We start from the raw sequence: 13,984 nt of genomic DNA on the forward strand, positions 1-13,984 counted from the left end.
GCCGTCGCGCTGCGCCCGGCGCATGGCCGCAGCGAACCCTTGCGCCGGCTACGGCCCGGCGACCTCGGTCCGGGCCTTCAGGATGTCGATCAGCGCCCGGTCGCGGCGGGCTTCGAGGTCGGCGAGCGAGCGTCCGGCCGCCTCCGCCGCGACGCCCTCGACGATGGCGTCCTTCACCGCCTCGCTCAGGTCGGGATGGCCGAGGCTCTCCCAGCGGCGGACCTGGCTCGGGCCAAGATGGTCGAGATAGTGCCGGATGCCGCCCGCGCCGCCGCCGAGATGGTAGGTCATGTGCGGCCCCATCGCCGCCCAGCGCAGGCCCGGCCCGTTGCAGAGCGCGGCGTCGATGTCGGCGACGCTCGCGACCCCCTCGGCAACGAGGTTCACCGCCTCGCGGTACAGGGCCGAGGCGAGGCGGTTGGCGACGTGGCCCGGCATCTCGCGCCGCAGGATCACCGGGCGCCGTCCGAGCCCGGCGTAGAACGCTGCCGCGCGCTCGGCGATCGCGGCGTCGCCGGCGACGATCTCGACCAGCGGAACCAGGTGCGGCGGGTGGAACGGGTGGGCGACGATCACGCGCTCGGGCGTGCCGCAATCGGCGACGATCCGGCTGCGCAGCATCGCCGAGGTGCTCGACGCGACGATCACGCCGGGGGCCGCCCGCGCGTCGAGCTCGGCCAGGATCGCGCGCTTGACCGCCTCGTTCTCCGGCGCGTTCTCCTGGACGAAGACGGCGCCGGACACGGCTTGGTCGAGCGTCTCGCAGATCTCGAGGCGACCCGTGCCGGTCGGGCCGAGCTCGGCCAGCTGATCGCGGTATCGGGCGACGGACGCAAGCATCCGATCGGCGAAGCCGGGGGCGGTGTCGTAGGCCGCCACATCGAAGCCGTGCGCCAGGAAGAGCGCCGCCCAGCTCGCGCCGAGCGTGCCGCAGCCGACCACGGCTATCGGGCCGGTTTCATCCGTTTCAACAGCTGTCACCGCGTCGCCTCCCTGCGCTTTACTTTCAGTCGAGCCCGCGCCTAGTCAATGCGACGGCCGGCGTACAGCGTCGGGCCAAACGCAGGCGGGACGACCTGCGACCGGAGGACATTGATGTTCAAGCGCGCTTCGGCTGCCGCCGCCGCAATCCTGTTCCTGGCCGCCGGAGCGGCGCAGGCCGACGACGTCGTCCGCCTCGGGAACCTGAAGTTCGCCCATTACGGCGCGATCTCGTACATGAAGGAGATCGCCCCGAAGTTCGGCCTGAAGATCGACGAGAAGCAGTTCGCCAAGGGCGCCGACATCTATCCGGCGATGGCGGTCGACCAGATCGACATCTCGGCCTCGGGCGCCGACGGCGCGGTGGCGGCGCGCGGCAACGGCGTGAAGCTCTACGTCGTGGCGGGCTTCGCCAACGGCGGCGTGCGGATCCTGAAGCGGCCGGACCTCGACGCGGTGAAGACGCTGAAGGACGTGAAGGGCCTCAAGGTCGCCACCGTCCGCGGCGGGACGCAGGACCTGATGCTGCTCGCCGAGCTCGACAAGCACGGCATGACCTGGGGCGAGCGCGCCGGCAAGGACGTGCAGCTGATCTACTTCAACAACTACGCCGACCTGAACCAGGCGCTGGCGCAGAAGTACGTCGACGTGATCTGCCAGTCGGAGCCGCAATCGACCCAGGCGATCAGCGCCGGCTGGGGCGTCGAGGTGGTCAAGCCCTACGACACGCCGATCGGCATTCCGGTGCGTCCGCTCGTGATGACCGAGAAGATGTACAACGAGAAGCCTGAGATCGCCGGACGCGTCCTCAAGCTGTTCGTGGCCGCGACCAAGGCGTTCATCGACGACCCGGCGCTCGCCGAGAAGTACGTGCGGGAATCGGTGTTCAAGGGCCAGCTCTCGAGCCAGGACTTTCGCGACGGCATGGCCAACGCGAGCTACACCTACGACGTCCCGGCCGGCCACATGCAGACGACCACCGACTACATGATGAAGTACGGCCTGGGTAAGATGGTGACCCCGCCCAAGAGCGACGCCGAGTGGGTGAAGACCGATCTTCTCGACAGGGCCAAGGCCGAGCTGAAGATCAAGTGATGCGGCTGTCCTCGCTTCGCGGCGCCGTCGTCCCGGTCGGGCTGCTGGTCCTTTGGGAGATCCTGAGCCGGGTCGGGGTGTTTTCGCCGATCGTCCTGCCGCCGCCGAGCGCGGTTGCGGTGAAGTGGTATGCCGGCCTCCTGCCCGCCCTCCCCTACGAGCCGGGCCAGGAGAGCTACGTCGCCTGGCTCTTCTCCGGCGAGATGCCGCACGACGCGGTGTCGAGCCTGACGCGGGTGCTGTCGGGCTTCGTCATCGGGGCCGGGCTCGCGGTGCCGACCGGGCTGATGCTCGGCACCAGCGACCGGCTCTACGCGCTGTTCAACCCGCTGCTGCAGGTGCTGCGCCCGATCCCGCCGATCGCCTACATCCCGCTCGCCATCGTTTGGTTCGGGCTCGGCAACCCGCCCGCCCTGTTCCTGATCGCGCTCGGCACCTTCTTCCCGGTGCTGGTCAACACCATCGCCGGCGTCCGGCAGGTGGACTCGATCTACATCCGCGCAGCCCGGAACCTCGGGGCGAATTCCTGGACGATGTTCCGCCGCGTGATCCTGCCGGCGGCGAGCCCCTACGTGCTGGCCGGCATGCGGATCGGGATCGGCACGGCCTTCATCGTCGTGATCGTCGCCGAGATGATCGCGGTCTCCGACGGCCTCGGCTACCGCATCCTCGAGGCGCGCGAGTACATGTGGTCGGACAAGATCATCGGCGGCATGCTGACGATCGGCATCCTCGGCCTGATCATCGACGGCGCGATGAGCCGCCTCAACGACCACCTGCTGCGCTGGCATCGCGGCCTCGAGCGATAGGCCGTTCATGTCCGCAGAGATCGTCGTCGCGAACGCCGTGAAGGTGTTCGGCTCCGGAACCGCCGCGGTCGCGGCGCTGCAGGACATCACCGCCACGGTGCCCGAAGGCCAGTTCCTGTGCCTGCTCGGTCCGTCGGGCTGCGGCAAGTCCACCCTGCTGAACGCCATCGCCGGCTTCACCCCGCTGACCGACGGGCGGATCACGCTGGGCGGCCGCCCGGTGACCCAGCCGGGGCCGGACCGCGGCATGGTCTTCCAGGAATACGCGCTGTTCCCGTGGATGAACGTCGAGGACAACGTGCGCTTCGGCCTCGACATCAAGGGGGTGCCCAAGCCCGAGGCGACCGTCACCGTCGACCGCATCGTCGCGACGCTCGGCCTTTCCGACTTCCGCAAGCGCTATCCGAAGGACCTGTCCGGCGGCATGCGCCAGCGCGTCGCGATCGCCCGCATCCTGGCCCTCGACCCGCCGGTGATGCTGATGGACGAGCCCTTCGGCGCGCTCGACGCCCTGACCCGCCGAACGCTGCAGGACGAGCTGCTCCGGATCTGGTCGGAATACCGCAAGACGATCGTGTTCGTGACGCACTCGATCGAGGAGGCGATCTACCTCGCCGACCGCATCCTGGTGATGACCTACCGCCCGGGCCGGATCAAACGCGACGTCGTCGTGCCGATGCCGCGCCCGCGCGATCCGGCGAGCCAGGACTTCAACGCGATCAAGCGCGAGCTCGGCGCGCTGGTGATGGAGGAGCAGCAGCGCTTCACCAACGCCGAGTTGCACGCCCCGGCCGTCGATTAGGCGCGCGGCCGGCCATCCTCAGATTCGCCGTTTTCGGTGCGCACAGCCGCGGGGCGACCTGCCGACCCGGTCGCGCCGAGGAGACCGGCCCGCGGTGATCCGCTTCGAGAACGTCACCAAGATCTACAAGACCGACGGCCACCGCCGCACGATCCTGGAGCGGGTGTCGCTGACGCTGAAGCCCGGCATCAGCTACGGCATCCTCGGGATCAACGGCGCCGGCAAGTCGACGACGATGCGCATGATCGGCGGCACCGAGGAGCCGACGAGCGGCAAGATCAAGCGGAACCTCCGGGTCTCCTGGCCGCTCGGCTTCGGCGGCGGCTTCCACCCGATGATGACGGGGCGCGACAACGTGATCTTCGTCGCCCGGGTGTACGGCGAGGACCCGAAGCGGGTGCTCGACTACGTCGAGGACTTCTCCGAGCTCGGCAGCTACCTCGACGTGCCGATCCGGACCTACTCCTCGGGCATGGGCTCCCGCCTCGCCTTCGGGATGAGCATGGCGATCCCGTTCGACTGCTACCTGATCGACGAGGTCACGGCGGTCGGCGACGCGCGCTTCCAGCGGCGCTGCTCGGAGGTGTTCGCCGAGCGGCGCAAGTCGGCCGACGTCATCATGGTGTCCCACTCGATGGAGACCATCCGCGAGTGGTGCACGCAGGGCATCGTGCTGATCAACGGCCGCGCGATCATCTACGAGGACGTCAACGACGCGATCGAGGTCTATCGCCGCCTGAACGCGTGAGGATGCGCGGCGCGGCGGACATCGTTTCGCCGCGCACGAAGCCGAGGGTGGTCGCCGCCTCCGCCGGGACAACGGAAACAGCAGGTCCATGAACGTCGAGATCCGCAATCCCCAGGGCCAGCCGCTGACGACCGCCGACCGGTCCAAGGCGGTGGCGGAGTCGCTGAGCCAGATCGCGCGGCTGTCCCGCTTCGCCGACCGCAAGAAGGGCATCCGCTCCTACCAGAGCCACGTGAAGAGCGATCCGTGGCTGCCGATCCTGTTCGTGCTCTGCTTCGTCCTGCCGACCGCGCTCGGCGGGATCTATTACGGCCTCATGGCCTCCGACCGCTTCGTCACCGAGGCGCGCTTCGCGCTGCGCCCGGCGCTCGGCGGCGCCGAGAAGGCGACCCCCGACGCGGTCGGCACCAACGCCGGCGTTCCCAAGGAGATGCTGGCCCAGGACGTGCTGATCACGCACCAGTACGTCCTCAGCCGGCCGATGCTGGAAGTCATTCAGGCGAAGCTGCCGATCCGGGAATGGTTCAGCCGGGATCAGATCGACTTCCTCTCCCGCTTCGACGCCGAGAAGCCGATCGAGAAGTTCCTGAAATACTGGCGCGAGCGCGTGAACGTCGAGCTCGAGGGCAGCTCCGGCATCATGTCGCTGACGGTGTCGGCATTCGACCCGGCCGAGTCGCTGGCGATCACCAAGGCGGTGATGGCGGAAGCCGAGCGGATGGTGAACGAGCTCAGCATGCGCGCGCGCACCGACGCGGTCGCCGAGAGCAACCGCGAGATGCGCCTCGCCGAGGAACGCCTCGCCAAGATCCGCCTCGCGGTGCGCGACCTGCGCAACCGGGACGGCGTCCTCGACGCGCAGAAGGCCAACGAGACCAATCTGAAGGTGATCGGCGAGCTTCGTGCCGCGCGCATCAACCTGTCGGTTCAGCTGACGATGTCGCTGCGCGACCTCGCACCGGAATCGCGCCGGATCCAAGACATGAAGGCGCAGATCAAGGACCTCGACGACAACATCAGCCGGATCGAGCGTCAGTCGGCGAGCCAGGATCCGGAGCAGAAGCGCCTGCTTTCCGACGCGCTGACGCGCTTCGAAGCCTTGGACAACGAGCGCAAGGACACCGAGAAATACTACGCCAAGGTCATCGCCGCCAACGAGCGCGCGCGGATGATCGCGGCGCGGCAGATCGAGTTCTTCAGCCCGATCGTCGAGCCGGTGCTGGCGGAATCCTCGACGCAACCGCGGCGCCTGCTGATGAGCAGCCTGGTCGCGGCGGGCGCGGCGGTGTTCTTCGCCGCCGCCCTGTTCGCCCGCAAGCAGATAACCTGATCGCCGCAAGGCGACTAGGTTCGGGCGGTCAGCGGCGGTCCGATCCGAAGGTCTGGGTCGGCGCAGGCGGCGTGCCGGCGGCCTTGTGCTCCTCCGCCGGCAGCAGGGTGTGACCGCTCTCGGTGTCGAGCCCCGTCGTGGTCGAGCCCGCGGCGCCGATCGCGGTCGACCCGATCTCACCCCTCGCCCCGTCCGAGCCGGTCATCCCGCCGGTCCAGCCCTGTGCCCGCCAGCCCTGCGCCCGCTCGTCGAGATCGATCGAGCCGTGCCGATCGAGGATGGCGAGGACGCGGTCGGCATGGCCCTCGTCGACGCGCGCGGTGACGAGGGTCCCGCCCCGGCGCACGCCCTCCGCATAGGTCTCCGCCTCGTGCTCGCTGAGGCCGGCGCCGGTCAGCGCGCCGAGCAGCCCGCCCGCCGCCGAGCACGGTGCCGAGCGTCGCGCCGGTGCCGGCGCCTCCGACGTTGGCGTCGTTCGGGTCGGACGAGCGCGTCGGATCCCCGACGGGGGCCAAGCGCCCGGCGTGCCGATCCTCGGCGTTGTTCGCGACGATGCTGATGTCGCCGTGCGGAATGCCCTCGGCCTCGAGCTTGTCGACCGCGCGGGCTGCCGCGTCGTAATCGTCGAACAGGGCGGTGATGGCTCGCATCGCCATGGGCATTCCTCCGGTGTCGAACCTCGGATCGCGCAACCCGCCTGGACGGCGGGCCCGATCCCGAGCCCGTTCAAGCCCCGGGATCCGAGCCGGGTTCCAGCTTGGCCTTAGGCATCGATCGCGTCCGTTAAGGCGCCGCTAACCATCCGCCCGGCAGATCTTGCCGGGTCCGCCTATCGCGGGCGGGAGCGGTGGACATGAGCGAGACGGCGATCGCGTCGGAGCGGAGCGGAGGCCTGTCGGCGCTCGCCGGCTTCTCGATGCCGAACCGCGCCAGCCTCGATGCGCTCACCAAGCGCACCGACCTGTTCTTCGCCACCGCGGTGATGGGCATCCTCGCGGTGCTGATCTTCCCGCTGCCGTCGGTGCTGCTCGACCTGCTGCTCGCCGTGTCGATCATCATGTCGGTGCTGATCATGATGACCGGGCTGTTCATCGACAACCCGCTCGAGTTCACCGTCTTCCCGACGCTGCTGCTGATGGCGACCATGCTGCGGCTGGCGCTCAACCTCGCCTCGACCCGGCTGATCCTCGGGCACGGTCACGAGGGCACGGCGGCGGCCGGCCACGTGATCGAAGCCTTCGGCAACTTCGTGATGGGCGGCAACTTCGTCATCGGGATCATCGTGTTCGCGATCCTGATCATCGTGAACTTCGTCGTGATCACCAAGGGCTCGGGCCGCATCGCCGAGGTCGCGGCGCGGTTCACCCTCGACGCGATGCCCGGCAAGCAGATGGCGATCGACGCGGACCTCTCGGCCGGCCTGATCGACGAGAAGGTCGCCAAGGCGCGGCGCTCGGCGCTCGAGGAGGAATCGTCGTTCTTCGGCGCCATGGACGGCGCCTCGAAGTTCGTCCGCGGCGACGCGATCGCGGCCCTGCTCATCACCTTCATCAACGTTGTCGGCGGCATCATCATCGGCGTCGCGCAGCAGGACATGGCGATCGGCGCGGCGGCCAAGAGCTACACCCTGCTCACCATCGGCGACGGCCTCGCCTCGCAGGTTCCGGCGCTGATCGTCTCGACCGCGGCCGGCATCCTCGTCTCGAAGGCCGGCGTGAAGGGCTCGGCCGACAAGGCGCTCGGCAAGCAGCTCGCCAACTACCCGAAGGCGCTCGGCATGTCCTCGGGCGTGATGGTGCTGATCGCGCTGATGCCCGGCATGCCGATGCTTCCGTTCCTCGCCCTCGCCGGCGCCTCCGGCTACGCCGCCTGGCGGTTCGCGAAGACCGCCCGCGAGGCGCCCCCGCTCGATGCCGCCGGCGTGCCGATGGACGCGGCGGCGGTGGCGGCCGCGGCCAAGGAGAAGGAGGAGACGGTCACCGACCTCCTGAAGCTCGACGAGCTCAAGCTCGAGATGGGCTACGCCCTCCTCGCCCTCGTCAACGGCGAGGGACAGGACCGGCTGACCGACCAGATCAAGGCGCTGCGCCGGCAGCTGGCGGCCGATCTCGGCTTCGTCATGCCCTCCGTTCGGATCCTCGACAACGTCCAGCTCGATGCCAACGCGTACGTCGTGCGCGTGAAGGAGATCGAGGCCGGAACCGGCCAGATCTTCCCCGGCCAGTTCATGGCGATGGACCCGATGGGCGGGCAGGTGCAGCTTCCCGGCCAGCACATGCTGGAGCCGACCTTCGGCCTGCCGGCGACCTGGATCGACGCGTCCCTGCGCGATCAGGCCCAGCTCAAGGGCTACACGGTCGTCGATGCGGCCACCGTCGTCTCGACGCACCTCACCGAGATCATCAAGGCGCACGTCTCGGAACTTCTCAACCACGTCGAGGTCTCGAAGCTGCTGCGCGAGCTGTCCAAGGAGCACGCCGACCTGGTCAAGGAGGTCGTGCCCTCGCAGATCAACACCACCGGCATCCAGCGGGTGCTGCAGTTCCTGCTGGCCGAGCGCGTCTCGATCCGCGACCTCGGCGCCATCGTCGAGGGCATCGCCGAGGTCGCCGGATCGATCAAGAACCCGCGCGACATCGTCGAGCACGTCCGCGCGCGGCTCGGCCGCCAGATCTGTGCGCAGTATCAGGGCGCCGACGGCATGCTGCCGATCATCACCCTGTCGCCGGCCTGGGAGCAGGCCTTCCTCGATTCGATCGTCGGCGAGCGCGACGAGCGCTACCTGGCGATGCAGCCCTCGAAGCTCACCGAATTCGTGCAGACGGTGCGCGACCGGTTCGAGACCGCCGCCCGCATGGGCGAGATGCCGGTGCTCGTCACCTCGGTCCAGGCCCGGCCGTTCGTCCGCTCGATCATCGAGCGCTTCCGCCGCGAGACGCCGGTGATGAGCCAGGCGGAAATTCACGCGCGGGCGCGGCTTCGCAACGTCGGCTCGGTCTGAGGTCCGGCGGCGGATAATCGAGCGGCAGGCTTCGAACGCCGCGGCGATAGGGAAATCGCGCGCGTTGCAGCGGGTCCGGACCCGTGAAGATCAGGCGAACCCGGAAGGCGACCGGGCTCGCGCAGAGCAGGTAGTCGCGCAGGTTCGGCTCGTCCAGCAGGAACCACGCCGTGGTGAGGTAACGCGCGTCGTCCCGCACCCATCCGGGGATCGGCAATCCCCAACGGCGTACAAGATGCTCGGCGATCGCACCGAGATAGGCGTCCGCGCGCCGATCGCCGACGAGTCCGGGATCGCCGGCGATCATCGCCGCCTGGCGCTCGATCTCGCCGTCGAGCGCGTAGAATGCGTCGAGAAACTCGCGGCTGTGATGATCCCATTCGCCATCCTCGCGGATGCGGATGGCGAGCGCGTGCAGCGTGGCGGGTCTCACGGCGACGCGTCCAGGACGCCCGGAAAGCGGAGTTGCGCATCGATCGGCGGGGCTTCGTCGTAGATCGACGCGTAGAGGGCGTGCAGGCTTTCCAGGTCGAGGATCCCGAGATGGGCGGCGAGCGCGCGGGCATCGTCCATGTCGCGCGTTCCGCGATCGAGGCTGCTCAGGGCGCGGAGCTTCATGGCGAGGAGATAGTGCGGACGGGCCACGAGCGTCCTCAGCCCCGGGGGGGCCCTCGCTGGGATAGGTGCCCGACACATCGAACAAGCTCTCGGGCTCGTCGAGGGGCGTGAACATGCCGACGGCATTGTTGAGCCAGTCGGGATCGAGGCCCATCAGCCCGGCGACCCGGGCGACGGATGGCGCGAGCGTCGCCTCGTCGAAACCTTCCCGCACCACCGCGTCGACGTCCCGCGTCGATCACCGCCATGCGACGCGAAGGATCAGAGCGCCGCCACGGTGCACGGCCAGTTCGACGAAAAGGCCGCGCGCGGCCAGATCCGCTCCAAGGGCCTCAAGGGCCTGCCGCAAGCGCTCGTGGCCGAGCGGTTGCGCCATAAGCCCTGTCTCTCACACCGTCTTCTGCTTCAGGTCCCGCTCGATCTTCGCCGGATCGAGGCCGGGCGCGACGAGCGGCGGGTCCGGCGTGGGGGCTGCCGACGTCCCGGTCCCGCGCAGGGCGCCGGCCAGGCGGTTGCGCTCGTAGAGCAGCACCACGATCACCGAGATCAGGAACGGAAGCCAGAAATAGAACATCCGGAAGACGAGGAGCGCGGCGATGATCGAGGGCCGAGCGATGTCGGGCATCGCCACCACGAAGACCAGCTCGAACACGCCGAGGCCGCCCGGCGCGTTCGAGACCAGCGCCGCCGAGAACGAGGCGAGGAAGACCGCAAGGACCACGAGGAAGCCGGGATTGTGCGCCTCGGGCAGCGCGAAATAGATGATGCCGGCGGCCCCCAGCAGCTCCAGCGGGGCCGCGATGATCTGCCGGATCATGATCGGCGGGCGCGGGTACTCGAGCTTGAACGACCGGATCGTCAGCGGCTTCAGCCGGAGCAGCGAGCCGGCGATGTAGAGCGCGACCGCGCCGAGCAGGACAGCGCCGAGGGTGCGGGCGGTGCTCGGGTTGGTGAGGATCGCCGGCAGGTAGCCCTGGAGGCGCGTCAGGGTATCGGGGAGCGCGACGAGCACGAAGCCGCCGAGCAGGATCGTCCCGAGGCCGAAGGTGAAGGAGCACAGGGCCACGAGCACCGCGACCTGCGCGGCCGACAGGCCCTTGGCGGTGTAGGCGCGGTAGCGCACCACCGCCCCGGAGAACACCGAGGCGCCGATGTTGTGCGACAGCGCGTAGGTGGTGAAGGAGCAGACCGAGACGAAGAACGTTGAGATGTGCGTCACGCCGAGATGCAGCAGCGCGATCCGGTCGTACCAAGCCAAAGCGGCGTACGCGACCAGCGTCGACAGGGCGGCGAGCAGGAAGCGGTGCGGCGGGATGGCGGCGAGGCTACCCTTGATCTCTGACAGCGAGATGCCGCGCAATTCACGAAACAGCAGGTATCCGGAGACGATCACCGCGGCGAGGCCGACGATCGGCCAGATGAAATCGCTGATCTTCTTCATGGACACCGACACCTCGGGGGGAACGCCCCTGATGCGTCAGGACGCGACGCATCGCAAGCACGCCCGCGGGAGCGCGCCTGCGCGGTCTGATGTCATCGGATCATGACGGTTTCGTGCCGCCTTGCCTCTCGCGCGGACGCGCCCGCGCCTGAGGCGCTGGGGCGCGGCTCGCCTCAGGCGCGGGCGCGGGCGAGGCCGATCCCGTCCATCGCCGCCTGCTCGCGGACGGCTTCCGCAGCGCGCTCGGCCGAGCGCTCGCGATCGTCGAGGATCTCGACCTTCTTCAGGTCCTCGAACGCCTCGCCGAGCTCAGCCTTGGCCTCGGCGAGCTGGCCTTCCAGGGCGATCGCCGATTGGCGCATGTTGTCCCGGCGCGTGGCGGCGGCGCGGGCGTAGGTCGGGTAGGCGAAATGCCCGATGTCGGTGATACCGGCGCGGGCCTCCTCGTGGACGACCTCGCGGTCGAGCTCCATCGCCATGCGCTGGAAGTCGGCCATCATCATCTCGATCTGGGTGACGCGGCGGCGCTTCTCGTCGACCTGAAAGCGGCGCAGCCGGATCAGCGTGTCACGCGATTTCATGGGATACGCTCACTCCACACAACGCAGGAGATCCAGGCATATGACCCGAGGAGCGGAGGCGGCGAAGGGCCGCCGCACCGCACGTCTCAGGAACCGCCCACGATCTCCGCGAGCCGTGCGTAACCATCGCCGATGGAGGTTGCTTCTTCCTTACCCTGCCCCAGAAAAGCCTCCAATCGCGGCATGAGCGCCACCGCCTCGTCGACCTCGGCCGAGGCGCCGGCGCGGTAGGCGCCGAGGCGGATCAGCTCCTCCATGTCGGCGAAGGTCGCGAGCAGCTTGCGCGCCCGCCGCACCACCGGGAGGAAGGCCGGGTCGCAGGACCGCGGCATGGTGCGCGAGACCGAGCGCAGCACGTTCACCGCCGGATAGCGCCCGCGCTCGGCGATGGAGCGCTCCATCACGATGTGCCCGTCGAGGATGCCGCGCACCGCATCCGCCACCGGCTCGTTGTGGTCGTCGCCCTCCACCAGAACCGTGAACAGCGCCGAGATCGTCCCCTCCCCCACGCCGGGGCCGGCGCGCTCGAGCAGGCGCGGCAGCTCCGAGAACACCGTCGGGGTGTAGCCCTTGGCGGTCGGCGGCTCGCCGGCGGCGAGGCCGATGTCGCGCTGGGCCATGGCGAAGCGCGTGATCGAATCGATCATGCACAGCACCTTGGCGCCCTGATCGCGGAAATGCTCGGCGACGGAGAGGGTCACGTAGGCGGCGTTCCGGCGCATCAGGGCCGGCTCGTCCGAGGTCGCGACCACGACCACGGACCGGGCGAGGCCGGCGGCGCCGAGGTCGTCCTGCAGGAATTCCTGAACCTCGCGGCCGCGCTCGCCCACGAGACCGATCACCGCGACGTCGGCGGCGGTGTAGCGGGCGAGCATCGACAGCAGCACGGACTTGCCGACGCCGGAGCCGGCGAAGATGCCCATGCGCTGCCCGGCGCACATCGTCAGGAAGGTGTTGAGGCAGCGCACCCCGAGATCGAGTGGCGTCCCGACGCGGCGTCGGGCATGGGCGGGCGGCGGGTCGGCCCGCAGCGGGTAGATCTCCGGCCCGCTGGCGAGCGGGCCGAGGCCGTCCACCGGGCGGCCCAGCGCATCGACGACGCGCCCGAGCCAGGCCGGCGAGGGCCGGATCGCGCCCGCGGCCTCGTCGCGGACGAAGGCGGGGCAGCCGCGGCGGACGCCCTCGAGCGAGCCGAACGGCATGGCGAGCGCCCGGTCGCCCTGAAAGCCGATGATCTCGCACGGGATGAGCCCGGCGCTGCCGGCGCCCTCGACGTCGAGCCGCCCGCCGAGCCGCATCGCGGCGACGGGGCCTGCGACCTCGACGAGCAGGCCGCGAATCGCGACGACCCGTCCGTAGGTCTCCAGCGGCTCGACGCGCTCCAGCCCGGCGCGGATTCCCGAGAGCGTCCGTGCCGCGGTCCCACCCTGGTCCTGCGTCATTCCTGAAGCCCTAACGGTTCGTTTACCTCCCTCCTTAACACTGCGGTCATCGGGCTTGTAGCGGGGCCGATCGCAGTGCTGGTCCGGGTCCCTCGATCCGCTCAGGACATGCGTGCTGGATGTGGCGGAACGGTCACAAACGGGTGCGGCCCGTTACGGGTGAAGGACTTGGCTGGGGCGGGGGGCGCGGCGTCGGCCGCGGACGGTTTGTGCGGTGAGAACAGACCGCAAACACCGGACGCAAAAAGGTCGCGGCGGGGTCAAACGATCGCTTGCCACACAGAATCAGGTTTTGTTAACGATTAACGAATAGCGTTTCACGTCAATGACGATGGGGCGTCCGTCCACAGGCCGGTGGCGGACGAATGGCGGCGACGTGTCCGAACGCTGATACGGCCGGCCGGGCTGGGGATCGACGATGCGGGTACTTCTGATCGAGGACGACGGCGCCACGGCGCAGAGCATCGAGTTGATGCTCAAGTCCGAGAACTTCAACACCTACACCACCGATCTCGGTGAGGAAGGAATCGATCTCGGCAAGCTCTACGATTACGACATCATCCTGCTCGATCTGAACCTGCCCGACATGTCGGGCTACGAAGTGCTTCGCAACCTTCGCGTCGCCAAGGTCAAGACGCCGATCCTGATCCTGTCGGGCATGGCCGGCATTGAGGACAAGGTGAAGGGCCTCGGCTTCGGCGCCGACGACTACCTCACCAAGCCGTTCCACAAGGACGAGCTCGTGGCCCGCATCCACGCGATCGTCCGCCGCTCGAAGGGCCACGCCCAGTCGGTGATCACCACCGCCGACCTGATCGTGAACCTCGACCAGAAGACCGTCGAGGTCGCCGGCTCCCGCGTCCACCTCACCGGCAAGGAGTACCAGATGCTGGAGCTCCTCTCGCTGCGGAAGGGCACGACGCTGACCAAGGAGATGTTCCTCAACCATCTCTACGGCGGCATGGACGAGCCCGAGCTGAAGATCATCGACGTGTTCATCTGCAAGCTGCGGAAGAAGCTCGCCAACGCCAGCCAGGGCAAGAACTACATCGAGACCGTCTGGGGCCGCGGCTACGTGCTGCGCGAGCCGATGGACGCCGAGGAGCGCATCGCCGTCTGATCCTCGCCCGCCCCGG

Annotated in this window: 13 protein-coding genes and 1 pseudogene; 7 read left to right on the forward strand and 7 right to left on the reverse strand. The window is 69.0% G+C overall.

Annotated elements, in window-relative coordinates:
• Positions 1-48: 48 nt before the first annotated feature.
• Positions 49-981 carry a 3-hydroxyacyl-CoA dehydrogenase NAD-binding domain-containing protein gene (locus FV227_RS01800; RefSeq protein WP_187274646.1) on the reverse strand — a complete coding sequence of 311 codons (933 nt, stop codon included), beginning with the start codon at positions 979-981 and terminating at the stop codon, positions 49-51.
• Between the two features lie 114 nt (positions 982-1,095).
• Here FV227_RS01800 and FV227_RS01805 point away from each other — a divergent pair, with 114 nt between their 5' ends.
• The 5 genes from FV227_RS01805 (at position 1,096) to FV227_RS01825 (ending at position 5,765) form a co-directional block, all read left to right on the forward strand.
• A complete protein-coding gene (locus tag FV227_RS01805) occupies positions 1,096-2,076 on the forward strand; it encodes an ABC transporter substrate-binding protein (RefSeq protein WP_147726062.1) in 981 nt (326 codons plus the stop codon).
• The gene (locus FV227_RS01810; RefSeq protein ID WP_147726063.1) at positions 2,076-2,885 is read left to right on the forward strand and encodes an ABC transporter permease; all 810 of its coding nucleotides are present in this window, start codon (positions 2,076-2,078) and stop codon (positions 2,883-2,885) included. The genes FV227_RS01805 and FV227_RS01810 overlap by 1 nt, the downstream gene beginning before the upstream one ends.
• Positions 2,886-2,892: 7 nt before the next feature.
• Positions 2,893-3,687, forward strand: coding sequence for an ABC transporter ATP-binding protein (locus FV227_RS01815; RefSeq protein ID WP_147726064.1), 795 nt, complete (start codon positions 2,893-2,895; stop codon positions 3,685-3,687).
• Between the two features lie 94 nt (positions 3,688-3,781).
• Positions 3,782-4,435 carry an ABC transporter ATP-binding protein gene (locus FV227_RS01820; protein ID WP_147726065.1) on the forward strand — a complete coding sequence of 218 codons (654 nt, stop codon included), beginning with the start codon at positions 3,782-3,784 and terminating at the stop codon, positions 4,433-4,435.
• Between the two features lie 88 nt (positions 4,436-4,523).
• Entirely contained in the window at positions 4,524-5,765 is a 1,242-nt protein-coding gene (locus FV227_RS01825; RefSeq protein WP_147726066.1) for a capsule biosynthesis protein, read from the forward strand.
• 28 nt (positions 5,766-5,793) lie between these two features.
• Here FV227_RS01825 and FV227_RS01830 read toward each other — a convergent pair.
• A pseudogene (locus FV227_RS01830) lies at positions 5,794-6,421 on the reverse strand (general stress protein).
• Positions 6,422-6,618: 197 nt separating this feature from the next.
• On the opposite strand from FV227_RS01830, the gene flhA reads away from it, so the two are divergent.
• The gene (gene flhA / locus FV227_RS01835; RefSeq protein WP_147728230.1) at positions 6,619-8,766 is read left to right on the forward strand and encodes a flagellar biosynthesis protein FlhA; all 2,148 of its coding nucleotides are present in this window, start codon (positions 6,619-6,621) and stop codon (positions 8,764-8,766) included.
• On the opposite strand, the gene FV227_RS01840 is transcribed toward flhA, so the two are convergent.
• From FV227_RS01840 to fliI, 5 genes are all read right to left on the reverse strand, one after another.
• The gene (locus FV227_RS01840) at positions 8,678-9,199 is read right to left on the reverse strand and encodes a hypothetical protein (RefSeq protein WP_246686521.1); all 522 of its coding nucleotides are present in this window, start codon (positions 9,197-9,199) and stop codon (positions 8,678-8,680) included. The two genes, flhA and FV227_RS01840, sit on opposite strands and share 89 nt — an antisense overlap.
• Positions 9,196-9,411 (reverse strand): hypothetical protein, encoded by a 216-nt coding sequence (locus FV227_RS29595; protein ID WP_246686520.1) that lies wholly within the window; start codon positions 9,409-9,411, stop codon positions 9,196-9,198. The genes FV227_RS01840 and FV227_RS29595 overlap by 4 nt, the downstream gene beginning before the upstream one ends.
• Positions 9,412-9,772: 361 nt before the next feature.
• Positions 9,773-10,825 (reverse strand): lysylphosphatidylglycerol synthase domain-containing protein, encoded by a 1,053-nt coding sequence (locus FV227_RS01850; protein WP_147728231.1) that lies wholly within the window; start codon positions 10,823-10,825, stop codon positions 9,773-9,775.
• 173 nt (positions 10,826-10,998) lie between these two features.
• The gene (gene fliJ / locus FV227_RS01855; RefSeq protein ID WP_147728232.1) at positions 10,999-11,406 is read right to left on the reverse strand and encodes a flagellar export protein FliJ; all 408 of its coding nucleotides are present in this window, start codon (positions 11,404-11,406) and stop codon (positions 10,999-11,001) included.
• Positions 11,407-11,492: 86 nt separating this feature from the next.
• Positions 11,493-12,848 carry a flagellar protein export ATPase FliI gene (gene fliI, locus FV227_RS01860; RefSeq protein ID WP_147858182.1) on the reverse strand — a complete coding sequence of 452 codons (1,356 nt, stop codon included), beginning with the start codon at positions 12,846-12,848 and terminating at the stop codon, positions 11,493-11,495.
• A gap of 418 nt (positions 12,849-13,266) precedes the next feature.
• Between fliI and FV227_RS01865 the strand changes: the two genes are divergently transcribed.
• Positions 13,267-13,968, forward strand: coding sequence for a response regulator transcription factor CtrA (locus FV227_RS01865; protein WP_147727979.1), 702 nt, complete (start codon positions 13,267-13,269; stop codon positions 13,966-13,968).
• Positions 13,969-13,984 lie beyond the last annotated feature (16 nt).

It is taken from the genome of Methylobacterium sp. WL119 (assembly GCF_008039875.1).
Classification (GTDB): Bacteria; Pseudomonadota; Alphaproteobacteria; order Rhizobiales; family Beijerinckiaceae; genus Methylobacterium.

Excerpts from the sequence above, each read along its gene's own strand:
- FV227_RS01805 (WP_147726062.1), top strand. The coding sequence starts at position 1,096 with ATGTTCAAGCGCGCTTCGGCTGCCGCCGCCGCAATCCTGTTCCTGGCC.
- FV227_RS01810 (WP_147726063.1), top strand. The coding sequence starts at position 2,076 with ATGCGGCTGTCCTCGCTTCGCGGCGCCGTCGTCCCGGTCGGGCTGCTG.
- FV227_RS01815 (WP_147726064.1), top strand. The coding sequence starts at position 2,893 with ATGTCCGCAGAGATCGTCGTCGCGAACGCCGTGAAGGTGTTCGGCTCC.
- FV227_RS01825 (WP_147726066.1), top strand. The coding sequence starts at position 4,524 with ATGAACGTCGAGATCCGCAATCCCCAGGGCCAGCCGCTGACGACCGCC.
- flhA (WP_147728230.1), top strand. The coding sequence starts at position 6,619 with ATGAGCGAGACGGCGATCGCGTCGGAGCGGAGCGGAGGCCTGTCGGCG.
- FV227_RS01850 (WP_147728231.1), bottom strand. The coding sequence starts at position 10,825 with ATGAAGAAGATCAGCGATTTCATCTGGCCGATCGTCGGCCTCGCCGCG.
- fliJ (WP_147728232.1), bottom strand. The coding sequence starts at position 11,406 with ATGAAATCGCGTGACACGCTGATCCGGCTGCGCCGCTTTCAGGTCGAC.
- fliI (WP_147858182.1), bottom strand. The coding sequence starts at position 12,848 with ATGACGCAGGACCAGGGTGGGACCGCGGCACGGACGCTCTCGGGAATC.
- FV227_RS01865 (WP_147727979.1), top strand. The coding sequence starts at position 13,267 with ATGCGGGTACTTCTGATCGAGGACGACGGCGCCACGGCGCAGAGCATC.